Origin of the sequence: Stenotrophomonas maltophilia, assembly GCF_004920835.1 — a bacterium.
Taxonomy (GTDB): Bacteria; Pseudomonadota; Gammaproteobacteria; order Xanthomonadales; family Xanthomonadaceae; genus Stenotrophomonas; species Stenotrophomonas maltophilia_AQ.
In genome coordinates this window covers 111979-132837 of the sequence record NZ_QFHO01000003.1, presented here as the reverse complement: position 1 = coordinate 132837, position 20859 = coordinate 111979, and the positions used below count along the sequence as shown (strand labels likewise).

Genomic DNA, 20859 nt, shown 5'->3' with positions numbered 1-20859 from the left:
GCGCGACGGCCTAGCGGCGGCGCCAGCGCGACGCCTTCTTCCGCAGGTGGTTTTCGTTCTCCAGCCCGGGCTCCTCGCCCTCTTCACGCACCAGTGCCTGCAGGCGTTGGCGCGCTTCGGCCAGCGACATCAGGTCGGTCAGACGATCCCCATCGTCGGCTACGACCGCATGGCCGACCACATCGCCCGGAGCGTACACCGGCGCGTAGGACACCGCTACCAGCTGATAGCGACCTCGCGTCTCCAGTACATGCCTGAATTCCTGCATCGACATCCTCCTTGTTCCTGCACTCCACAGCCCCTGTGTTTCGCATCATGCCGACCGCCATGTCGTCATCACATGCAGGACGCCGACAACAGCGCCCCGAACCTGCCGTCGTACCGAGCCCATGCCCGGCTTGCCGCAGCTCCACGGATCAAACGCTGTTTTACCGCCAGCGTGGCTGCTGCTGTTGCGGTGCAGCAGTACAATGGCGAGCTCCCCGCCCCCATCGCGCCCCCGCATGAGCCCCAACTCTTCCCTGGCTGCGCGGCTGACGCCCCGTCAGCGCACCCTGATCATCCTTGCCCTGTCACTGGGCGGCTTCGCCATAGGCACCAGTGAATTCGCCAGCATGGGCCTGATGCTGGAAATCAGCCGTGGCCTGTCGATCAGCGAAACCCAGGTCGGCCACCTGATCAGCGCCTACGCCATCGGCGTGGTGGTCGGTGCGCCGATCCTGGCCTTCGTCGGCGCCAGTTTCCCGCGCCGCAAGCTGCTGCTGGCGCTGATGGGCTTCTACGCCGTTGGCAACCTGGCCAGCGCCCTGGCCCCGAACTACGGCACGATGCTGATCGCACGTTTCGTTGCCGGCCTGCCGCATGGCGCCTACTTCGGCGTGGCGATGCTGGTGGCCGCTGCGATCAGTCCGGCCGGCCAGCGCGGCCAGGCGATGTCGCGGGTGCTGCTGGGCCTGTCGATCGCGATCCTGATCGGCAACCCGCTGACCACCTGGCTGGGCCAGCAGCTGAGCTGGCGCACCGCCTTCGCTCTGGTCAGCCTGCTGGCCATCGCCACCGTGGCGATGATCGCGCGCTTCCTGCTGCCGGACCCGGACGAGGTGCGCACCTCGCCGATGCGCGAACTGCGTGCCTTCAACACCACCCAGGTGTGGCTGGCGCTGGCGATCGGCGCGGTCGGTTTCGCCGGCATGTTCTGCGTGTTCACCTACCTGGCGCCGACCCTGGTGCAGGTCACCGGCGTGGCCGAATCGTGGATGCCACTGGCAGTGGGCGTGTTCGGCATCGGCGCGATCATCGGCAACATCGCCGGTGGCTGGCTGGTCGACAAATTCCACTTCAAGGCCGCTGCGGTGGTGCTGCTGTGGTCGATCGTGATGCTGCTGCTGTATCCGTTGGCCGCACAGTCGGTGTGGACCATCGGCCCGATGATCATCACCGTTGGCACCATGGGTGCGCTGGCTGCGGTGCTGCAGACGCGCCTGATGGACGTGGCCGGCGAAGCGCAGACCCTGGCTGCCGCCTCCAATCATGCCGCCTTCAATACCGCCAATGCGCTCGGCCCGTGGCTGGGCGGCATGGCGATCAGCGCCGGCTTCAGTCCGGCCAGCACCGGCTATGTGGGCGCGGCCACCGCCATCGGCGGCCTGCTGCTGTGGTGCGTGGCGGTGATGCTGGACAAGAAGCGCAAGGCCGCCGTAGCCGGCAGCCACTGAACATCGCGCCGGATCGTCAGTCGCGGCCTATGCGGCGGCGATCCGGGCGCAGCATCGCCACATCACCGGCCGCCAGCGTCGGCCGCGCCAGCTCACCGCGCTTCACGCGGTCCAGCACCCGCCGGGAATTGGCCGCGCAATCGATGCCCTCCGGCCGCGCCTGGATATCTTCGATCAGCGCCAGCAGATGCACACGGCTCTGTTCCAGCCGCAGTTGCAGCGCCTCGATGTCGGCCACTTTCTGCTGCAGCATCGTAATCAGCGCGTCGTGCTGCCACTGGCTCATGTCCGGCGGCAACAGCGCGCGGATCTCTTCCAGGCTGAAACCGGCGCGCTGCGCACCGGTGATCAGCTCCAGCAGCAGCACCGCCTGCTCCGGATAGTCGCGATAGCCGTTGGCCTGGCGCTGCACAACCAGCAACCCTGCATCCTCATAGAAGCGGATGCGCGATGCCGCCAGGCCGGTGCGTCGCGCCAGCTCACCGATCTTCATCTGCCTGAATCCTCGACATTGGAACCCGTTGACCTTCAATCAAACTTGAAGGTTAGCGTAGCGCCATTCCCCTGTCCTGGAGCTGTCCGATGTCGCTGTTCTCGCCCTTGGTACTGCCTTCCGGTGCCGTCATCCGCAACCGCATCGCCAAGGCGGCGATGGAAGAAAACATGGCCGACGCCGACCACGCGCCCTCGGCCGCGCTGCTGCAGCTGTACCAGCGCTGGGCCGACGGCGGCGCCGGCCTGATCATTACCGGCAACGTGATGGTCGACCGCCGTGCCATGACCGGCCCCGGCGGTGTGGTGCTGGAAGACGATCGCCACCTTGATCGCTTCATCGCCTGGGCCGACACCGCTCGTTCGCGCGGTGCGCAGATGTGGATGCAGATCAACCACCCCGGGCGGCAGATGCCGGCCGCGCTCGGCCAACCGGCGTTGGCACCCTCATCGGTAGCCATGGATCTGGGGGCCCTGTCCAAGCAGTTCGCACCGCCGCGGGCGATGACCGGGACCGACATCGAGGAAGTGATTGCCCGCTTCATCCGCAGCGCCGAACTGGCCGAACGTGCCGGTTTCAGCGGGGTGGAAATCCATGCCGCGCACGGCTACCTGCTCAGCCAGTTCCTGTCGCCGCTGTCCAACCGGCGCGAGGACCACTGGGGCGGCAGCCTGGAAAACCGTGCGCGCCTGCTGCTGGAGATCGTGCAGGGCGTACGCGCGGCGGTGTCGCCCGCCTTCGTGGTGGCAGTGAAGCTCAACTCAGCCGATTTCCAGCGCGGTGGCTTCTCGCACGAGGAGGCGCGCGCAGTAGTGGAGATGCTGGCACCACTGGGCGTGGATATGGTGGAACTGTCCGGCGGCAGTTATGAAGCGCCGGCGATGACCGGCGCCGCACGCGACGGCCGCAGCCTGGCCCGCGAAGCCTACTTCCTCGAATTCGCACGCGAGATCGCCACGGTGGCAACGATGCCGCTGATGGTCACCGGCGGCATCCGTCGCCGTGCAGTGGCCGAGCAGGTGCTGGACAGCGGTGTTGCGATGGTCGGCATCGCCACCGCGCTGGCAATCGAGCCGGACCTGCCACACCATTGGCAGCAAGGCCGCGATCAGGTACCGACCCTGCGCAACATCGACTGGCGCAGCAAGCCGCTGGCTGCCAGTGCACACATGGCCACGGTGAAGTACCAGCTGGGGCGGTTGAGCCGACGTCAGCCGACCGCCCCCGGCGTCTCGCCAGTGTGGGCACTGCTGCTGGCACAGGCCGCGGCCACATGCAGGACCCGCCGCTACCGACGCTGGATGGGGGCACGCGCGGCCGCGCACTGAGCCGGAAAGGCTTCTCATCACCGGGGCAATACCCCACCATCTGCAGGATCGGCGGCACCCCGCCGCCGATCGCAACGGGCAGAAGGAACCGACGTGGCAGCAGCACCGACCAAGGACCGCGAGAAACTGCTCGATGACCTGCTCTCGTTGGGCCGCAACTGGGCACTGGCCATCGCCATCGCCGGTGCCGGGGCCGCCGTGCACTACAGCGAATCGGTATATGAAGCGGGAATCTGGCGTGGCCTGCTGCCCACGCTCTGCTTCCTGGTCGCGATCGTCTGGATCGTGCTCAGCATCATCCGTTTCGACCTGACCATCCAGCAGCACTTCGAGCGCAAGCTGTCGCGCTGGCTCAGCCGCCTGCTGTATGTCGTGCTGCTCGGCACCGGCGTCACTGCAGTGTTCTTCGTCACCGAACTGGCGGAGAACAACCACATCGCGCGGATGTGCGACTCGGTGGCCAACGAACCCGGCAGCCGCATCCATAGGTCGGAAGAGTGCCAGCGCCTGTACCAGCACCGGGCGGCGTACCGGCAGCGACTGGAATCGGCCGAGGGTGAGTTCGACTGAGCGCCCCTGCTGCAGGCACATGGCGCACGCGAAGTACACGCGGCGTGGATATGGGGTCGGGCACAGTAGCTGCGCCGCCCTTCCATGTGACCACTCCGGCCAGTATGTTCCGCCACCCTGCCCCTGCCCGCCACGATGCCGTTGCCCTGCAGGCCGGCGTGCTCGGCAGCGTGCTGGGCGTGGCCTTGTTCAAAGCGATTGCGTTGTCTGCGCTGGCGAGTGGATCACTGATGGTGATCGGCCTCTGGTTGCTGGCTTGCGCACTGCTGGGCGCCTGGGCGCTGGCGGCCTACCTGGCCTGCCTCGCATTGAGCCGGCGTGTGTTCGTGCTGATGCTGGTGCTGTGCACGGTGCTGATGATCTGCCTCGCCTGATCCGGGCAAGCGCACGACTATCACTTAAACGTTACAAGATAACAAGTGCGATCAGTCGGATTGTGCGTGCCGGGGGTCACGGATTGGAATGCCATGACCACCCGGCATTACCCCCGAGACCACGCCATGACCCTGCAGCCCCTGTATCGCGCCTCCCTTACCGCCATCGCCCTGGCATCGCTCAGCGCCTGTGCTACCTATGACGACAGCAACATGCATCAGGCCTGCCAGGAGTCGCCGCATCTGAAGGATCTACCGCGCGAAGTGGCGGCCCGCGAGAGCCGCTGCAACAAGAGCATGGAAGTGTGGTCAAGTGAGCGCAAGGGCAGTGACCGGCCGCTGGATCTGAGCGGAAAGAAGAAGGACCTCTGACCACAACTGGCGCAGCCCTTGCCGGCTGCGCCACCGTCTTGCCGGTCAGCCTGCTGCCATCGACCCGAACCAACGCCGCAGCGCATCGGACATCCCGGCCCCATCCCCCCCCGCATCACAGGCCCAGGCAACGATGCCATCCGGGCGCACCAGCACCGCGCCCAGTCCGAGCGTGTCATCCACCGCCTGCCGGATGAGGGCCGGGCGCCGTTGGCAACCCTCGATGCTTGCGCACAACGACGTGCCCGCGTCGAACACCAGCAGCACGCCCTGCCCTGCACGCAGCAGTTCACCCATGCGGCGTCCATCGGCCAGTTGGAAGTCCGGCGCGCTGCGGCCGACCAGCGGATGGCCCACGCCCAGATCCAGCTGCTGCGCAACGCCCCAGACCCGCTCCGCCAGGTATGTCGCTCCATCACGGGTGTCGGCCAGATCGGCCATCACCGCCGCCAGCGCGCGCGAGCCAGCGCCCGGCCGCATCAACGCGACCTGCGCACGCGACCAGTCCAGCACCTTCGCGCCGATCGGATACCGCTCGGCCTGGTAGCTGTCCAGCAGCTCCTCATCGGCATCGGCATCGCCACGCACCACGGCGGCCAGCTTCCAACCGAGGTTCATCGCGTCGCCGATACCAAGGTTCAGGCCTTGCCCGCCAAGCGGCGAATGCATGTGCGCTGCATCGCCGGCCAGCAGCACGCGTCCCTTGCGATAGGCCGCGGCCTGGCGCGCGGCATCGGTCCAGGTGGTAGCCAGATGCACCGCCGTGATGGTCGCTTCACGTCCGGATATGCGCCGTAGCATGGCCTGCGCGCGCTCCCGGTCCAGTGGCGTGCGATGACCGGCACCGCCGTCGAAATCGGCCAACGCCAACACGCCTGGCGGATTGAAGTTGTACATCCCAGCGGCGGTGTAATGGCGCCCCGGCGTGAGCACCGACGGATCTTCCAGCTCGATCAGCAGCGAGTGCCCGGTGAATTCCGGCTCGGTACCGGCGAAGGTGAAACCTGATTGCTTGCGCACGGTACTGCGCGCGCCGTCGCAACCGATCAGCCAGCGGCCATGGGCTGTACCGCGAAGGGTCTCCACGGCAACCTGCTCACCTTCCATGCGCACCGCCTGCACCGCGCTCCCGCGGTCGATGCGCACGCCAAGCGCGGTCGCGCGTTCGGCCAGCACCGCTTCCAGCGCCTGCAGTTCAATCGCCATCTGGAAGCCGACCGGCGACGGCAGGCGATACAGCCAGCGCTCGCTGGCCACGCTGTCCAGCGCAAACGGAATGCCAGCGAAGTGGCCGCCCAGCGGCCGGGGCTGCGCCAGCCAGTGGGCGGTGCCGGGCGGTGGTGCGCCCTTGTCGGGTTTCAGCACCTGGCGCGCGGCCACCGCCTGCAGCAAGTCGCGCCTGTCCAGCGCCTCCAGGGTGGGCGTGTTCAAGCCGCGCAGCCCAAAGGGCAGGCGCTTGAGGGGTGATTCCGGGGACTCGGCCTGCTCCAGCACCAACACCGAACAGCCGGCCAGGGCCAGCTCGCAGGACAGGAACAGGCCGACCGGGCCAGCCCCGGCAATGACGACGTCGTACAGCATCGGAATTCCTTGTGAGCACCGGGCCGGCACTCTGGCGAAGCAAATGTTACACTCGGTGTACTTTTTCACAAGTGAGCCGCCCATGACCCCGCCCCCAGGCCGTCGCGAACAACGCAAGGCCGAGACCCGGCAAGCGATTTCGGACGTCGCCACCGAGCTGATCATCCGGCGCGGCTTCGAAGCCGTATCGATGTCCGAGATCGCCGAGGCCGCAGGTGTCTCACGCAAAACGGTCTTCAACTACTTCGCGAGCAAGGAAGACCTGGTGTTTGACCGCGACGAGGAGGCCCGGGATCTACTGCGGGAGGGCATGCTGGCGCGCCGCAGCATGCCCCCGCTTGTGGCCTTCCAGTCGCTGGTGCAGGAACTTCTGGAGAGCGGCCACCCCCTGCTGCGGATCAACACAGGCGCGGCGGCCTTCTGGCTGACCGTAGCCGAAAGCCCCGTACTTGCAGGCCGCGCACGGGAGCTGCAGGCCCTGCTCATCGCAGACCTTGCATGCTTGATGGCAGATGCCACCGGGGCCGACCCCGCCGACGCACCGGCACAACTGGGTGCATCGATGCTGATCGCAGCGCTGGTGGTGGCCTATGCCGATGCACTGCGTGCCTTCAACAAAGGCAACGATTCCACGCCGGCATTCGCTGCAACCTGGCAGCGCGGCAGCATCGGCGTGCGCGCTGCGCTCAGCGGGACCGCCTACACAGCACGCGACCAGTAACCAGCCCGCAACGATCATTGAATCCACCGCATCGGCGGTCACGACCAGCATCGATTGCCCCGATCATTCCCGCTTGCCGGCATCTACGGTGAAGCCACTGTTGCGTCAGGCCCCACCTCGCGCAGCACCCTGTCTTCCCGCAGAGGCCAAGCCATGAAAGAGACACCTGAGCAAGCCGACTGGCGCCGCCAGATCAGCGGCGACCTGACCAAGAAGATCAACAGCGCGCAGACGTACCCGGACATCCGCAACGCCGTCATCAGAGCGCTGGCCGACATCGACGGGAAACTGCATGCCCTGTCTGACGGCGTGCGCACCAAGTACCTGCTCCGCCAGGACATGTCGTTGGTGCATTTCTACATCAAGGGCGGCAATGCCTTCGCCGCACGAATGGACATGTTGCAGAACCACAACGAACACCTTTTCACCTCGGGTGACTCGGACTGGGATACGCAGATTGTGATCGATCCCTGGCTGCCAGGCGCGGTGCAAAACGAACTGCATGCCTTGATCGAAGATCTGGTGGTGGAAGAACTAACCATTGCCGGCCAGAACGTCGCACTCCTGATCGATCAGCTCGCAGCACAGAATGCGGCGTATCCGCTGCAACCCCTTCCCAGGCCGCCGCAGCCCGCCGCATCGCCGCTGGAACCGACGCCTCAGCCATTGCCCCTCCCTCCAGGCCAGCCCGCGAACATCACCTGGCGTGCCACCTGCGATCCCACCCAGGCACTGCGCCGTGTCTACAGCCGCGACACCACCGGGCTCACCCTTGACACCCGCCGTGACCTCACATCGCCGGGACGTGCAGCTCCGCCGGGCATCATCCTCAACGACGCCATCCGGCCCTTCATCCTTTACCGGATGGGTTACACCTGGCATGCCGAGCTGATCACCGCGCCGCCGAATCCACCTCAGACGGCGCCCGCTACGCCCCGACCGATCCTGATGGAACTGATCGACGTCAGCCTGCCGCGCCGGAACTCGATCGAGGCGGTCACTGTCTGGTCGGAAATCGACCGCGGAAAACTGGTGATCGGCACCGATGGTGGGGCCCAGGATCCGGTCCGTCTGCCACTACCGGACATGGACTACCACCTGCGCGAGAACCTGGTGATGCTGTGTGAGATCGCCGTCGACCCCAACCGCCCCAGCGCGCGCAAGCGACACAAGCGGGTGGCGCGCGTAAACGAGATCTACACCCTCTACGCGGGCCAGGACCGTCTGGCACAGTTCAAGAAGGTAGTCGACAGCATGGCCGGTGAAGAGGCCTCCGCCAACGCCAATGCGTCTGCCGACCAGCAGATCAATGGACTGACAGCGGTAGTGCAGCGACGCATGCAGGACGCCAACGCCAGCTATGTGCAGAACAATCCAGCACCGGCGGTACTTCAGCGGATTGCCCAGGGACGCCAACGCGCACTGACCATCTTCGAGCTGCTCAAACAGTCCTTCACCGCCCCCGTCGACCCCTCTGCCATGTTCAGTGACGATCTGGTCCTGGTGCAGAGCCTGAAACAGAGCCCCTATCTGGACGTGCCACAGGTTCCGTTTACCGGTGTCGATGTTGCGTTCATGGTGCGCGTCGACCAGAAGACACAGATGGCATTCGATAAATGGGATTTCGCCCGGAAGCTGCAGGCGGTATTGCCCAAGGGAACCAAGGTCAGCGTGCGCAGCCACGCCTACAACACCCGGCGCGGTGCCAGCCTCAGTTATGAGGTCACTCTGGTCGTGCTGACCACCAACGCGGAACTGAAGGAGAACAAGCGCGCGCTGGCCTTCATCACGCTCACCTCCGCCACTGAGATGGAGGCGCCTGGGCGACCGAGTCCGAACGACCCGACCGTGCGCTATGCCTCGCTCCAGGACATCGATGGGCAACGCAAGGCCGCTGCGGCCCTGCTGCACGATTTCGTGCTGCAACAGCAACTTGGAAAGCAGCACGACGCCATCAGCGAGTTGCTGACACCGACGTGAGATGCACGCTCCCGGCGCTGCCCACCCTGACCGGGCGGGCAGCGCATGATCGGCGAAGCGGCACTATGACAATGCAAATGATAGTCTTTCTCATTTGAAATCCATACTGTCGCCCCCATGGCCCTCCCATCGCTCTGTAGGTACCCCCTTTGCGCCGCTCTGGCCATTGCCCTGACACCCCTCCCCGCCCATGCGGCGGATGGCCCGCCGAAGAAGCTGGATTCCGTCGAAGTGCGCGGCCGCGCACAGACGCTGTACCGGGTGGACGACGCTGCGGTCGGCACCCGCACCGATACACCGCTCGAGTTGGTCCCACAGTCGATCCAGGTGATCCCGCGCGAGCTGATCGACGATCAGGCCGCGCGTCAGGTGACCGACCTCTATCGCAGCATCAGCGGCGTCAGCTATTTCAGCTATGCCGGCGTGACCCTGCGCGGCTTCCGCCAGGAGAACGTGCTGTATGACGGCCTGCGCGGCGACCCGTACGCGGGATTCTCGGTACCACAGCTGTTCAACATCGAACGCGTGGAAGTGCTGAAGGGACCGGCCGGCGCACTCTACGGTGGTGGCGACGCCGGCGGCGTCATCAACTATGTCACGCGCAAGCCCAGGGCGGTCGCTGAGCGCCGTATCGAAGTGCAGATGGGCAACCGGGATTTCCGCGCCGGCTCGATCGAAGGCACGGCTCCATTGAATGCCGCTGGCAGCGTGCGCTACCGCGCCGGCCTGTACGCCGACACCGAGCAGGGTGTGCGCTGGAATGCCGACAGCGAGAGCGTGATCGGTGATGCCTCATTGGCCTTCGATGTTGGCCAGACCGGCGAGCTGGTGCTGCAGTTCACCGACATCACCCAGAACCTGGGCGGCAACCGCTTGCGCGGCGTGCCGGTGAATGATGCGGGCACCTTCCTGACCGACCGCCGCTGGAACCACAACGAGACCAGTGACTTTCTCGACATGCGCGCCAAGGTGGCGCTGGCGCAGTACCGCTTCGCACCGCGCGACAACCTGGACGTCGATTTCGCCGCACGCTGGTTCAGCAACAACGAGCACCAGATGTATCACGAGCCAATGGGGCTGATCGACCGTGACCGCGATGGCGTGGCCGAGTGGATGACCCGCCAGCTGCGCAACCAGATCCGCGACAACGAGGCATTCACTGCCAATGGCAACGCGGTCTGGCGGGTGAATACCGGCGCCGTCGAGCACAAGGTGCTGTTCGGCGCGGACGTGTATCAGCTGGATGCGGATTTCACTGCACAGACCGCCAACAGCGCCGACCTTGCACGTGGCGCCGGGCCGGTGCGAGGCATCGACCTGTTCAATCCCGTGTACGGGGCCAGCACCTGGCACGACTACAACCTGGCTGCCCTGCCGTGGCGTAGCACGTCCACCCGCAGCAAGCGCTACGGCGCTTACCTGCAGGACGAACTGGCGCTGACCGCTCGCTGGCACCTGCTGGCCGGGCTGCGCTGGGATGGCTTCAAGGACGACGACCGCATTGCCGGCAGCAGCGTGGATGGCAACGACCTCAGCTGGCGGCTGGGCAGCACGTTCACCGTCCGCGAAGGCCTGAATGTCTACGCCAACGTGGCCAGCGGCTTCGTACCGCAGAGCGCGGCCAACCAGAATCCCGCCGCCGGTGGCCCGTTCGATGCCGAGCGCAGCAAGCAGTGGGAGGTGGGCATGAAATCCCTGCTGGCCGACCGCGTGACCTTGAACTTGGCGGCCTACCGGATTGACCGCAGCAACATCGTGCAGGCCACGGGCGAAGTGATTGGCGGCGTGAACCAGCTGGCCGCACTGGGCCTGGTGCGCAGCACCGGCATGGAGCTGGACCTGCTGGCCGACGTCACCGATCACTGGGTATTGAACCTGACCTACGCCTACAACGACGCGCGGGTGAAGGACGCAGGTCCAAGCGGCATCACCAATGCCTCCGGCAACCGCTTCGCCAATGCGCCGCGCAACAAATTAGGTCTGTGGACGCGCTACGACCTGCCGGCGCTCAATTCGGCCATCGGCTTTGGTGCTGACCATGTGGGTGAGCGCGTCAGTCTGGACGGGCAGACGGTGAAGGCTTACACCGTGTTCGACATGAGCTGGAAGACCAGCTGGAAGCAATGGCAGTTCCAGGCCAACGTCAAGAACCTGTTCGACAAGGTATATGCAGCCAGCGGCTTCATCGAGCGCAACGGGCATTTCCCAGGTGAGCCGCGACGGGTGTATCTGCAGGCCGCTTACAGTTTCTGAGAAGGGGAACCTCCGCAGCCCTGTTGCCTCGCCTTTGGCACGCCTCTTTTGGTGCGGAGCAGCAAGGCCGCGATCCGCTGTGATTCGGGTATTCTTGCGCGCAGTCAGCCACGCTCGCAGCCGACCATCGGCGGTAATTGCGGTGCAGCAGGAGCGTTGCGGGCCAGCACACGATTCACCATGGATGTTCCAACGCAATCACAGGGGAAAATGGATGAAGAAGTTCCTGTTCGCAGCGATCATCGCTGCGTCGCTGGTGGGTTGCACCACCAATCCGCCGCTCAATTTCTCGGTCCCGAACGTCGGGGTCAGCAGCAAGAAGATCGACGGCGAGCTGAAGTCACTGACGGTCACGCTGGCACGTCCGGATGAGGCCAAGGGCAAGATTCCCGCCCAGGCCCAGCACGAAGTCCCGCAGATGTGGCAGAACGCGCTGACCGAAGCGCTGAACAAGATGGCCGTCTTCCGCGACGACGCGCCGGTGAAGCTGAGCCTGTCGGTGAAGATCCTGGCGATCGACATTCCGAGCTTCGGCGCCTCGATGACCACCAAGACGGTCGCCCGCTACGAGCTGATCGACCGCGCAACCGGTGGCATCGTCTATACGCAGGATGTCAGCGCATCGGGGGAAGTGCCGTTCAACTATGCCTTCGCTGGTGTGGTCCGGGCGCGTGAATCGATCAGCCGCTCGGCACAGAACAACATCGCCCAGTTCCTGCAGGCCCTGGAAACCGTGGACGTGTCCAAGCCGATGTTCCCGAACAAGCAGGAAGCACCGTGAAGCGTCTGCTGCTGGCCGCATCGGTTACCGCGATGCTGACGGCCTGCGCGCCCAACGTACGTACCGACAGCTATTCCATCGGCTCGGTTGGACAGGTCAATCGGACTGTCAGCGGTACCGTCATCAGCGTTCGCGCCGTCAGTATTGACGGTTCGCAGGGAGGTGGAGCCGTTGCTGGAGCTGCCGCCGGCGGTGTGGCTGGCTCCACCATCGGTGGCAGCGATCAGGCTGCGGCCATCGGTGCCATCGGCGGCCTGGTGGTGGGCGCGATTGCCGGTGCGGCTTCCGAACGCGCGCTTTCGCAGGCCAAGGGCCTGGAATACGTGGTGCAGACCGAGAACGGCAATCTGATGACCGTCGTGCAAGGCCCCGATCCTGTGTTCAGTGCCGGCATGCGGGTCCTGGTTCTGTATGGATCGCCCTCGCGCATCATTGCCGATCCGCGTCAGGCGAAGACAACGCCGTAAACCCCAACGATGCCCCTTCCGAGGGGCATCGTTGCATTGGACACCAGGGAGGTGGCAACCCACCTCCCCTGCCGGCATCAGTGCGAGCAGGACACCAGCATCGCGCGGGTGGCCATCTGGGTGGAGGTGAAGCCGTTCCTGTTGCCCACGGCGATGGCGTTCCCTTCATCGCCATCCTTGCTGAAGACAACATAGCCACCCGGGCACATCTGCCCGGCCTTTTCGTAGCAGCCACTCCAGGAACTGGAGCCGCTGCAGTCGATGGAAACGCCACGCCGGCCGTCGGGGGTAACGGTCATCTTGGCGGTGGTGCAGCCGCCCAGAACGGCAACGAACAACAGCGGGATGAACAACTTCATGGGTACTCCAGGGGTTGGGAATCAGCAAATGGGCGCCAAGGCTGGAGTGCCCGGATTGCGCGAACCTTGCGCCCGGCGGCCCGCGCCGCAACGGCGTTTCGACATCATCGGCAGGCCCTGAAGGCACGCCATGTTCACGCAATGTTCCTGTAATACGGTGCCGGCGCGTGCCGAAGCCCCCTCCTGCGCCCTCCTTCCCGCCCGATTCCCGCCGATGCACATCCTGCTGATCGAAGACGAAGCCGAACTGGCTGCCACCTTGAAGTCTGCCTTGCAGCGCGAGCGCTATGTGGTGGACCTGGCCAATACCCTGGCACTGGCTCGCGAAGCCGCACTTTCCGGGCCACACGACCTGGTGCTGCTGGACCGCACTCTGCCCGATGGTGACGGGCTGGGCCTGATTCCGGTGCTTCGTGGGCGCAACCCCGGAGTGCCGATCATCGTACTGAGCGCGCTGGGACAGTTGCCGGACCGCATCACCGGCCTGGATGAGGGAGCCGACGATTACCTGGCCAAGCCGTTCGCGCTGGAGGAGCTGTTCGCGCGGATCCGTGCGGCCGCGCGCCGGCCAAGTGGCATGCAGGTCGAGCCGGTGAGCATCGGCCGGCTCCTGTTCGATCCCGCCTCGGGCGAGGCCAGCGTTGGCGGACAGCGACTGGAGCTTCCGCGGCGCGAGATCCGCGTGCTGGCGGCCCTCACCCGTCGACTGGGCCGCACGGTGCTGCGCGAGTCCATTGAAATGGCAGTGTACGGCTTCGACGACGGCATCCATTCAAACACGCTGGACTCGCATGTCTCACGCTTGCGGCGCAAGCTGGCCGACGCTGATGCGGGGGTGGAAATCCATGCCATCCGCGGCGTCGGCTATCTGATGCGGGAAACGAAGTAATGGCGCGTCGTCCCTCACTCAAGCGCCCGCTGATCGTCAAGACACTGATCTACCAGCTGCTTGCGCTACTGGTGGCGTTCTTCGCCCTGCTGATGGTGCTGGTGCGTGTTGACAGTGGCGGCTACTACACCATCCAGACCTTCGCCCCGGTGGCGGCAGAGGCCGTTCACCGCGACAGCAAGGGCGAACTGTATGTGGAACACACGCCGGAGCTGGCCGAGCTGCTGAAGATCGTCCCCGGCGCGTGGTTCATCGCCGAGGATGAGCAGGGCCACCATGTGACATTCGGCCATGTCCCGCCAGCGTACGCGTCGCTGGTTGGCGCCCTGGACGGAATTCCCTATGGCGACCTGCGCGGACGCGGCCGCAACGACGGTCTGGCCGTGGTGATACGCCAGCACAGCGGCCCGGCCGGCAAGCTGACCATCATGGCCCATGGCGAAACCGATTCGCTGACCTGGCAGATGGCGCTGGCCGCACACATCATCACCCTGCCGATCTTCCTGCTGCTGGGCCTGGCCACTATCATCCTGACCCCGATCATCGTGCGCCGCGCGCTGGCCGGTGTGGAACGCATCGCGCAGGAAGCCCGCAACATCTCTGCCAGCCGCCGCGGTATCCGCCTGACGGAGACCGCAGTACCGGTCGAGATCGCCCCCCTGGTTGCAGCGGTGAACGAAGCGCTTGACCGTCTGGACGAAGGGCACGAACGGCAACGTCGCTTCATCGCCGCTGCCGCCCATGAGCTACGTACGCCCATCGCCATCCTGCGGGTGAAGATCGATGCGGCCGACGACTCCACCTCGCGTAGCCTGACCGTGGAGGTCGCTCGGCTGGCAACACTGGCCGAGCAGCTGCTGGACCTGCACCGCATGGAAGCGGATGGGCCGAAGGACTCCCTCAACCTGGCCCGCGTGGCCAAGCGGGTCGTCGCTGATCTGGCCCCCCTGTTGATCCAGTCCGACAAGACAGTCGCCGTGGCCATGGAACCGAACTTCCCGGTGCTGGGCGAGTCCGGTGCCATCGAACGGGTGCTCTCCAACCTGGTGCTGAATGCCGCCGAGCACGGTGGACGCCACATCATCGTGCGCGTGCAGGGCAGCTGCCTTGAGGTGGAAGACGATGGCCCCGGCATTCCGGTCGACCAGCGCGAACGCGTGTTCGAACCCTTCCAGCGCCTGCGCCCCCGGCAGACTGGCGCCGGATTGGGCTTGAACCTGGTGCGGCAGGTGATCGACCGCCACGGCGGCCACGTCACGATTCTGGATGCACCCAGTGGCGGCGCCCTGATCCGCGTCGAGTTCCCCCTGCATCCAGGCGTCACCAGCGCATCGACGCGGGCGCACTGAGCGCTTCCCCCACGTGTATGACTACCGGCTGTCCACGCGCATCCGCCGCGGTTGATGCGCAAGGTTGCGGCAATGTTCTCTGCCCAGCATCCAGGTGAGTTGCACCGCTGAAGGTGCTGCGTCCGGATCTGACAGGAAGCCTGCATGTGACACAGGGAGCTTCTCCACCGCCCTCTTCCACACCTACCACGCCTCCTCGGAATGCGCCCAGCCTGACCGCCGCAGCGTGGAACTGCCGCGCGCATGCAGGCCGCGCGCGTGGGCTTGAACACTGGCCGCACTGGCTGCGGATGATTCCCGAACGCGAGCGGGCAGGCGTGCTGATCCGCCTGTTCGCCGCCCTGTTCCTGCTGCTCCCAGGCCTTGCGCTGGTGGCCTCAGCCTATCGGCACGCGCACCCAACGACCACCGCCGTGGTGGTGTTCGTCGTCGTGCATGCCGCACTGCACATGCTGGCAGTGTGGCGGGGAGCTGCATCGCGCCCCGTTCCTCAGTTCCTGCAGACCCTGCATGCATATGCGGCTGCCGTGATGTTTGCTGCAACATTGCTGATCATCGCGATCAGCGCAGCTGCCGCGAGGCTGCCCGCTACTGCATGTGCCGTGCTGGTCGTCGGCGCGCTATGCCAGCTTTCGAGCCTGCACACAGCGGTACAACGCCTGCACCATGCGCTGCTGGCGCTCGGCAGCGTGCTCCAGTTCATCGCGATGGCACTGCTCACGCTCGGCGTTGCCTCCTGAAACGGGCGCACCACCGCAAGGTTCACGCAATCCAGCGCATCGAGACTCGACGGCCATCCACGCCTGCCCTGCCGGCGTGCAATCCCATCTGTCGCGAGGACACACGATGCACTGTCTTTTCTGGATGCTGTACCGATGAGCGCCGCACCGCACAGCCGCCGCCGCGCGCTGATCATTGCTGCTGCAGTCCTCTGTATCCTGTTGGTGCTCTTCGCGTGGCTCTGGCCCGCACCACCACCGCAACTGCAGGTGGCACCGGTCACCCGCGGCAACATCGAACAGGTCGTGGAAGCCACCGGAACACTGAAGCCCTCGCGACTGGTGAGCGTGGGCGCGCAGGTCTCCGGCCGCATCGAGACCTTGCATGTGAAGCTGGGCGACAAGGTGAAAGCTGGCGATCCGATTGCCGATATCGATTCACGCACCCAGCGCAACGCGTTGTTGAGTGCGCAGGCGGCACAGCGCACCGCGCGTGCCAACCGCGACGCGCTGGCCACCGACCTGCGCCAGTACCAGCTGACCCTTCAACGCCAGCAGGCTCTGGTGTCAAGGCAACTGGTCGCGCGCGCAGACTACGATGCGGCCAAGGCCAAGGTCGATGCTACCCGTGAACAGATCGCCGCACTCGATGGCGAGGTGGTGCAGCGCCAGACCGATGTGGATGTGGCACAGACCAACCTGGGCTACACCCGCATCACTGCGCCCACCGATGGCACCGTGCTGGCCGTGGTCGCGCGACAGGGCCAGACAGTCAATGCGGTACAGAGCGCACCGACCATCGTGATGCTCGGCAACCAGGACGTGATGACCGTCTACGCCGAAATCTCCGAGGCCGACGTGGTCCACACCGCACTGGGACAGGAGGCGTTCTTCACCATCCTGGGCGACAGCGACCGACGCTACAGCAGCACGCTGCGCGACATCGCACCGGCACCCGACTCGATCACCAACGAAGACACCTCCGGCTTCGCGCCCGCCAGCGCTTCGGTGGGCGCCAGCCGCACGGCCATGTACTACAACGGTCAGTTCGACGTGGACAACGCTGATGGTCGACTGCGCAGCTACATGACGGCACAGGTGCGCATCGTTCTGGGGCGTGCCAAGGGCGTGCTGACCATTCCCTCGGCCGCACTGGGTGCGCGTGCCGCCGATGGCAGCTACAGCGTGCAGGTACGCGGCGCGGATGGCCAGCCTGCGCCGCGGCGCGTCACCACCGGGCTGGACGACCAGATCAACGTGGAAGTGCGCAGCGGCCTGCAGCAGGGCGAGCAGGTGGTACTGGTCCAGTCCCGCGATGCTGCCGGCGCAGCCGTTGCACAGCCATGATGGATGCAGAGAAGGACGCACCGCTGCTGCGCGTGCGCGGCATCCGCCGCGAATTCGCGGCCGGCGAACAGACCCTGGTCGTGCTCGATGGCATCGATCTGGATATCCGCGCCGGTGAGCTGGTGGCCATCGTCGGCCAGTCCGGTTCGGGCAAATCCACCCTGATGAACATTCTGGGCTGCCTGGACCAACCCTCGTCCGGCGCGTATCAGATCGCCGGTCGCGAGACCGCGCAGATGGCACCGGACGAACTGGCCGAGCTGCGCCGCGAGCACTTTGGTTTCATATTCCAGCGCTACCACCTGCTGACCGACCTGACCGCGCTGGGTAACGTGGAGGTACCGGCCATCTACGCCGGCCAACCCAGCGCCGACCGCCATGCCCGCGCCCAGGCCCTGCTTCAGCGACTGGGCCTGGGCGAACGCATGCTGCATCTGCCCGGCGAGCTTTCCGGCGGGCAGCAGCAGCGCGTGTCGATCGCGCGCGCGCTGATGAACGGCGGCGCAGTGATCTTCGCCGATGAGCCCACCGGCGCATTGGACACCCAGTCCGGCAAGGAGGTGATGAAGATCTTGGGCGAACTGCACGCCGAAGGCCATACGGTGGTGCTGGTCACCCATGACATGGCCGTGGCCGGGCATGCGCAGCGCATCATCGAGATCCGCGATGGGCGTATCGTCGACGATCGCCCCACCGCTGCCGCGACAGGCACCGCCAGCAGCATCGCGGCCAGTCTGCAGGCAGGCAGCGAAGGCACCGGCTGGCAGGCCCTGCGCGACCGCTTCAGCGAAGCCTTCCGCATGGCCCTGCGCGCGATGAACGCACACCGCATGCGCACCTTCCTGACCATGCTCGGCATCATCATCGGCATTGCCTCGGTGGTGTCGGTGGTCGCCCTGGGCACGGGCGCACGTCAGGCGATCCTGTCCAACATCGCTTCGCTGGGCACCACCACCATCGAGGTCTATCCGGGCTCCGGCTTCGGCGATGTGCACGCCGCACAGGTCGAGACCTTGACGCCCGGCGACAGCACGGCGCTGGCCGGGCAACCGTTCGTGGACAGCGCCACGCCCAGCGTCGCCAGCAGCGGCACCGCACAGCGTGGCAATCGCTCGGCCAACGTGCAGATGCAGGGTGTGAGTGAGCAGTACTTCCGCGTGCACGGCCTGAAGCTGGGACAAGGGCGCTTCTTTGGCCAGCCCGCCGTCGCCGGCTACCAGCAGGTGGCGGTGATCGACGCCAATACGCGCGAACGGTTCTTCACCGCACAGGAAGACCCGATCGGCCAGACCTTGCTGCTCGGCAATGTTCCGGTGCGGGTGATGGGCGTGGTGAAGAAAGAGGCCGGCGCCGTGGGCGATGCCTCGTTGCTGCAGGTCTGGGTGCCCTACACCACCGCCATGGCGCGCATGTTGGGGCAGAGCCATGTGTCCAGCATCACCGTGCGCGTGTCCGATACCGTGGGCATGCAGGCCGCGGAAGCCTCCATCCGCCGGCTGCTGGAGCGCCGCCACGGGCGGCAGGACTTCTACATGAGCAACAACGCACAGATCCGCACTTCGATCGAGCAGACCACCCGTATCCTCACGCTGATGATCAGCTCCATTGCCGCCATCGCACTGGTGGTGGGCGGTATCGGGGTAATGAACATCATGCTGGTCTCAGTGACCGAGCGCACCCGCGAGATCGGCGTGCGCATGGCGGTGGGCGCGCGCCGCAGCGACATCCTGCAGCAGTTCCTGATCGAATCGGTGCTGGTCTGCCTGCTCGGTGGCGTGCTGGGTATCGGCGTGGCACTCGCGCTGGGGGGAGTTCTGGCGTTGGCCGACATCGGCTTCTCGCTCGTGTTCTCGACAACCTCGATTCTGGCCGCGTTTGCCTGCAGCAGCCTGATCGGCATTGGTTTCGGCTTCCTGCCGGCACGCCGTGCGGCACAGCTGGACCCGGTGGAGGCGCTGGTGCGCTGAACGAAATGCGTCCAGCGGAGACGGCTACAGGTTCGCGCAATGTCCGCGCGCTGTACTGGCACCACCGACACAGCCGCACAGGAGCGGAACGATGTTTCAGAAGACAGGACGTGCAGCGTTGCTGCTGGGTGCCGCACTGCAAGTGCTGGTCCTGCTGCCCTATGCGGGCCAGGCTCACGCACAGAACCGGGATGGCTACCGCTCAGGCTGGGACCGGGGCTACCAGGACCGCCAGCGCGACGAATGGGAGCGCCGCGAACGCGAACGTGAGCGTGACCGGCGCGACGATGCCAAAGCCAAGCGCGTGGTGGTGGGCGTGGTCGGCGCGGCGGTGGTGGCCGGCGTGATCGCCGCCGCGGCCAAGCGCGAGCGTGAGGTTCGCGAGCGCGCCGACTACTGCATGAGCCGCTACGGCAACTACGACCGCCGCAGCGACACCTACCGAGGTTCGGATGGCTACAGCTATCCCTGCCGCTGACCTGCCCTGCATTGCGAAGGAACCGACCGCATGAACAAGACGCTTCTCATCATCGCCCTGTGTGCCACACCGCTGATCGGCCACGCCGCCAGCGGCGACCCGAAGCAGGCCTATATCGACTCCAGCTTCGCCGTCATGGACAGCAACGGCGATGGCCACATCGACAAGGCCGAGTACGCGAAGTACCAGCAGGCACGCTTCAACAAGCAGGCCGACTCCATCGACGCCGCGTTCAAGGAAATGGATGCCGACAAAGACGGAAGGATCAGCAGGAAGGAAGCCGCTGTGGTGCCGGAAATCGCGAAGTATTTCGCGGGGCTGGATACTGATGGCGATGGCTATCTGTCGCTGAAGGAAATGCAGCAGGCCATGGTGGCCGCGCAGACGGCAGACGCACCGGCCAAGTAGCGCTTCGGTATTGATAGTTGCCCACCCTGGTGGGCAAAACGCCTGATCGCGCGCCATTACCGGATGCCACGTCGCATCGCTTTGGTGGGTGCCCACCGTGGTGGGCACGGCTCCGTCACCACGCGCGAGGGCCAGAACGCCCACCAAGGTGGGCATCTACCAGCTAGCACGCAGCGCTCAGCGCACCTTGTACAGCACCGCCGCACCCGGGCGCGGCTCAAACGAGGGCACCGTCTGCTGGGTAAGCGCCGTGCCCTTCGCGTCCCACACCATCGTCTCCACCGGGTACTCATCCTTACGGGTCATCTGGTCGATCTTCGCCACGACCACGGTCGCAGCCGCTGGCACTTCCGGATTCCAGCCAAACACACCTACCCGGCCGTAGAACACCGCGGGTGCAGAGGCATCCAAGCGACGGTCCGGGCACATCACCAGGCCGCGGTCGAGCATGACGCGCAGCGCACCCACTGGCACCCTCTTCACCGTAGGCGCAGTGCGCTCGGTGCTGTGGCCAGGGCAGACGTTGGCCGCGCGGGTCACCATGTCTTCGGCCACCTGCCGGTCGGATTGGGCGAAGGCCAGGGCCGGGGCAAGGCAGAGGCCAAGCAGGACAAGCGGGGACGTCCGGGTCATTGCAGGTTCCTGTGATGGATGCCAAGCGAACTTAGCAATGCCCGCGCACCGAGTTGCAAAGACCGCGTGAGGTGG

22 protein-coding genes are annotated in these 20859 nt (G+C 65.8%); 17 read left to right on the top strand and 5 right to left on the bottom strand.

The features are described 5' to 3' along the window. Positions 1-10: 10 nt before the first annotated feature. On the bottom strand, positions 11-268 hold the full coding sequence (locus DI041_RS03535) for a hypothetical protein (protein WP_006374755.1): 258 nt from the start codon (positions 266-268) through the stop codon (positions 11-13). A gap of 235 nt (positions 269-503) precedes the next feature. On the opposite strand from DI041_RS03535, the gene DI041_RS03530 reads away from it, so the two are divergent. Next, complete coding sequence (locus DI041_RS03530; RefSeq protein ID WP_136638207.1) at positions 504-1715, top strand: MFS transporter; 1212 nt, start codon at positions 504-506, stop codon at positions 1713-1715. Between the two features lie 16 nt (positions 1716-1731). Here DI041_RS03530 and DI041_RS03525 read toward each other — a convergent pair whose 3' ends face one another. After that, positions 1732-2208 carry a MerR family transcriptional regulator gene (locus DI041_RS03525; RefSeq protein ID WP_136638208.1) on the bottom strand — a complete coding sequence of 159 codons (477 nt, stop codon included), beginning with the start codon at positions 2206-2208 and terminating at the stop codon, positions 1732-1734. An 89-nt stretch (positions 2209-2297) separates the two neighbouring features. Here DI041_RS03525 and DI041_RS03520 point away from each other — a divergent pair, with 89 nt between their 5' ends. The 4 genes from DI041_RS03520 (at position 2298) to DI041_RS03505 (ending at position 4852) form a co-directional block, all read left to right on the top strand. Next, positions 2298-3536 carry an NADH:flavin oxidoreductase/NADH oxidase family protein gene (locus DI041_RS03520; RefSeq protein WP_046986698.1) on the top strand — a complete coding sequence of 413 codons (1239 nt, stop codon included), beginning with the start codon at positions 2298-2300 and terminating at the stop codon, positions 3534-3536. Between the two features lie 93 nt (positions 3537-3629). After that, entirely contained in the window at positions 3630-4106 is a 477-nt protein-coding gene (locus DI041_RS03515) for a hypothetical protein (protein WP_046986699.1), read from the top strand. Between the two features lie 104 nt (positions 4107-4210). Then, positions 4211-4480, top strand: a complete 270-nt coding sequence (locus DI041_RS03510; RefSeq protein WP_032971045.1) for a hypothetical protein — start codon at positions 4211-4213, stop codon at positions 4478-4480. Positions 4481-4606: 126 nt separating this feature from the next. Then, the gene (locus DI041_RS03505; RefSeq protein ID WP_012511449.1) at positions 4607-4852 is read left to right on the top strand and encodes a hypothetical protein; all 246 of its coding nucleotides are present in this window, start codon (positions 4607-4609) and stop codon (positions 4850-4852) included. A gap of 45 nt (positions 4853-4897) precedes the next feature. Here DI041_RS03505 and DI041_RS03500 read toward each other — a convergent pair whose 3' ends face one another. Beyond that, positions 4898-6433, bottom strand: coding sequence for an FAD-dependent monooxygenase (locus DI041_RS03500; protein WP_136638209.1), 1536 nt, complete (start codon positions 6431-6433; stop codon positions 4898-4900). Between the two features lie 82 nt (positions 6434-6515). Here DI041_RS03500 and DI041_RS03495 point away from each other — a divergent pair, with 82 nt between their 5' ends. From DI041_RS03495 to DI041_RS03475, 5 genes are all read left to right on the top strand, one after another. After that, positions 6516-7154 carry a TetR/AcrR family transcriptional regulator gene (locus DI041_RS03495; RefSeq protein WP_136638293.1) on the top strand — a complete coding sequence of 213 codons (639 nt, stop codon included), beginning with the start codon at positions 6516-6518 and terminating at the stop codon, positions 7152-7154. Between the two features lie 54 nt (positions 7155-7208). Continuing rightward, positions 7209-9134 carry a hypothetical protein gene (locus DI041_RS03490; RefSeq protein ID WP_136638210.1) on the top strand — a complete coding sequence of 642 codons (1926 nt, stop codon included), beginning with the start codon at positions 7209-7211 and terminating at the stop codon, positions 9132-9134. A gap of 117 nt (positions 9135-9251) precedes the next feature. After that, a complete protein-coding gene (locus DI041_RS03485) occupies positions 9252-11387 on the top strand; it encodes a TonB-dependent siderophore receptor (RefSeq protein ID WP_136638211.1) in 2136 nt (711 codons plus the stop codon). Between the two features lie 214 nt (positions 11388-11601). Then, the gene (locus tag DI041_RS03480) at positions 11602-12168 is read left to right on the top strand and encodes a putative periplasmic lipoprotein (RefSeq protein WP_046986705.1); all 567 of its coding nucleotides are present in this window, start codon (positions 11602-11604) and stop codon (positions 12166-12168) included. Further along, positions 12165-12635: an outer membrane lipoprotein gene (locus DI041_RS03475; RefSeq protein ID WP_046986706.1), complete on the top strand. Its 471-nt coding sequence runs from the start codon at positions 12165-12167 to the stop codon at positions 12633-12635. Before DI041_RS03480 ends, DI041_RS03475 begins: the two co-directional genes overlap by 4 nt. 77 nt (positions 12636-12712) lie before the next feature. Here the strand turns inward: DI041_RS03475 and DI041_RS03470 are convergent, their stop codons facing one another. Further along, positions 12713-12994 carry a hypothetical protein gene (locus DI041_RS03470; protein ID WP_136638212.1) on the bottom strand — a complete coding sequence of 94 codons (282 nt, stop codon included), beginning with the start codon at positions 12992-12994 and terminating at the stop codon, positions 12713-12715. 214 nt (positions 12995-13208) lie between these two features. Between DI041_RS03470 and DI041_RS03465 the strand changes: the two genes are divergently transcribed. The 7 genes from DI041_RS03465 to DI041_RS03435 all read left to right on the top strand — a co-directional run bounded on the left by DI041_RS03465 (position 13209) and on the right by DI041_RS03435 (position 20151). Beyond that, positions 13209-13883: a response regulator transcription factor gene (locus DI041_RS03465; protein WP_136638213.1), complete on the top strand. Its 675-nt coding sequence runs from the start codon at positions 13209-13211 to the stop codon at positions 13881-13883. Then, positions 13883-15232, top strand: coding sequence for a sensor histidine kinase (locus DI041_RS03460; protein WP_136638214.1), 1350 nt, complete (start codon positions 13883-13885; stop codon positions 15230-15232). Before DI041_RS03465 ends, DI041_RS03460 begins: the two co-directional genes overlap by 1 nt. A 317-nt stretch (positions 15233-15549) precedes the next feature. Next, positions 15550-15972: a hypothetical protein gene (locus DI041_RS03455; RefSeq protein ID WP_248298423.1), complete on the top strand. Its 423-nt coding sequence runs from the start codon at positions 15550-15552 to the stop codon at positions 15970-15972. Positions 15973-16107: 135 nt separating this feature from the next. Continuing rightward, the gene (locus DI041_RS03450) at positions 16108-17298 is read left to right on the top strand and encodes an efflux RND transporter periplasmic adaptor subunit (protein ID WP_136638216.1); all 1191 of its coding nucleotides are present in this window, start codon (positions 16108-16110) and stop codon (positions 17296-17298) included. After that, positions 17295-19265, top strand: coding sequence for a MacB family efflux pump subunit (locus DI041_RS03445; RefSeq protein ID WP_136638217.1), 1971 nt, complete (start codon positions 17295-17297; stop codon positions 19263-19265). The genes DI041_RS03450 and DI041_RS03445 overlap by 4 nt, the downstream gene beginning before the upstream one ends. Positions 19266-19356: 91 nt before the next feature. Then, the gene (locus tag DI041_RS03440) at positions 19357-19743 is read left to right on the top strand and encodes a hypothetical protein (RefSeq protein WP_046986712.1); all 387 of its coding nucleotides are present in this window, start codon (positions 19357-19359) and stop codon (positions 19741-19743) included. Positions 19744-19773: 30 nt separating this feature from the next. Next, on the top strand, positions 19774-20151 hold the full coding sequence (locus tag DI041_RS03435) for an EF-hand domain-containing protein (protein ID WP_136638218.1): 378 nt from the start codon (positions 19774-19776) through the stop codon (positions 20149-20151). Positions 20152-20328: 177 nt separating this feature from the next. Here DI041_RS03435 and DI041_RS03430 read toward each other — a convergent pair whose 3' ends face one another. Further along, complete coding sequence (locus tag DI041_RS03430; RefSeq protein WP_046986714.1) at positions 20329-20784, bottom strand: hypothetical protein; 456 nt, start codon at positions 20782-20784, stop codon at positions 20329-20331. Positions 20785-20859 lie beyond the last annotated feature (75 nt).

What these genes read in the sequence shown, in the direction of transcription:
- DI041_RS03535 (WP_006374755.1), bottom strand. Translation starts at nt 268, where the DNA reads ATGCAGGAATTCAGGCATGTACTGGAGACGCGAGGTCGCTATCAGCTG.
- DI041_RS03530 (WP_136638207.1), top strand. Translation starts at nt 504, where the DNA reads ATGAGCCCCAACTCTTCCCTGGCTGCGCGGCTGACGCCCCGTCAGCGC.
- DI041_RS03525 (WP_136638208.1), bottom strand. Translation starts at nt 2,208, where the DNA reads ATGAAGATCGGTGAGCTGGCGCGACGCACCGGCCTGGCGGCATCGCGC.
- DI041_RS03520 (WP_046986698.1), top strand. Translation starts at nt 2,298, where the DNA reads ATGTCGCTGTTCTCGCCCTTGGTACTGCCTTCCGGTGCCGTCATCCGC.
- DI041_RS03510 (WP_032971045.1), top strand. Translation starts at nt 4,211, where the DNA reads ATGTTCCGCCACCCTGCCCCTGCCCGCCACGATGCCGTTGCCCTGCAG.
- DI041_RS03505 (WP_012511449.1), top strand. Translation starts at nt 4,607, where the DNA reads ATGACCCTGCAGCCCCTGTATCGCGCCTCCCTTACCGCCATCGCCCTG.
- DI041_RS03500 (WP_136638209.1), bottom strand. Translation starts at nt 6,433, where the DNA reads ATGCTGTACGACGTCGTCATTGCCGGGGCTGGCCCGGTCGGCCTGTTC.
- DI041_RS03495 (WP_136638293.1), top strand. Translation starts at nt 6,516, where the DNA reads ATGACCCCGCCCCCAGGCCGTCGCGAACAACGCAAGGCCGAGACCCGG.
- DI041_RS03485 (WP_136638211.1), top strand. Translation starts at nt 9,252, where the DNA reads ATGGCCCTCCCATCGCTCTGTAGGTACCCCCTTTGCGCCGCTCTGGCC.
- DI041_RS03480 (WP_046986705.1), top strand. Translation starts at nt 11,602, where the DNA reads ATGAAGAAGTTCCTGTTCGCAGCGATCATCGCTGCGTCGCTGGTGGGT.
- DI041_RS03470 (WP_136638212.1), bottom strand. Translation starts at nt 12,994, where the DNA reads ATGAAGTTGTTCATCCCGCTGTTGTTCGTTGCCGTTCTGGGCGGCTGC.
- DI041_RS03465 (WP_136638213.1), top strand. Translation starts at nt 13,209, where the DNA reads ATGCACATCCTGCTGATCGAAGACGAAGCCGAACTGGCTGCCACCTTG.
- DI041_RS03460 (WP_136638214.1), top strand. Translation starts at nt 13,883, where the DNA reads ATGGCGCGTCGTCCCTCACTCAAGCGCCCGCTGATCGTCAAGACACTG.
- DI041_RS03450 (WP_136638216.1), top strand. Translation starts at nt 16,108, where the DNA reads ATGAGCGCCGCACCGCACAGCCGCCGCCGCGCGCTGATCATTGCTGCT.
- DI041_RS03445 (WP_136638217.1), top strand. Translation starts at nt 17,295, where the DNA reads ATGATGGATGCAGAGAAGGACGCACCGCTGCTGCGCGTGCGCGGCATC.
- DI041_RS03440 (WP_046986712.1), top strand. Translation starts at nt 19,357, where the DNA reads ATGTTTCAGAAGACAGGACGTGCAGCGTTGCTGCTGGGTGCCGCACTG.
- DI041_RS03435 (WP_136638218.1), top strand. Translation starts at nt 19,774, where the DNA reads ATGAACAAGACGCTTCTCATCATCGCCCTGTGTGCCACACCGCTGATC.
- DI041_RS03430 (WP_046986714.1), bottom strand. Translation starts at nt 20,784, where the DNA reads ATGACCCGGACGTCCCCGCTTGTCCTGCTTGGCCTCTGCCTTGCCCCG.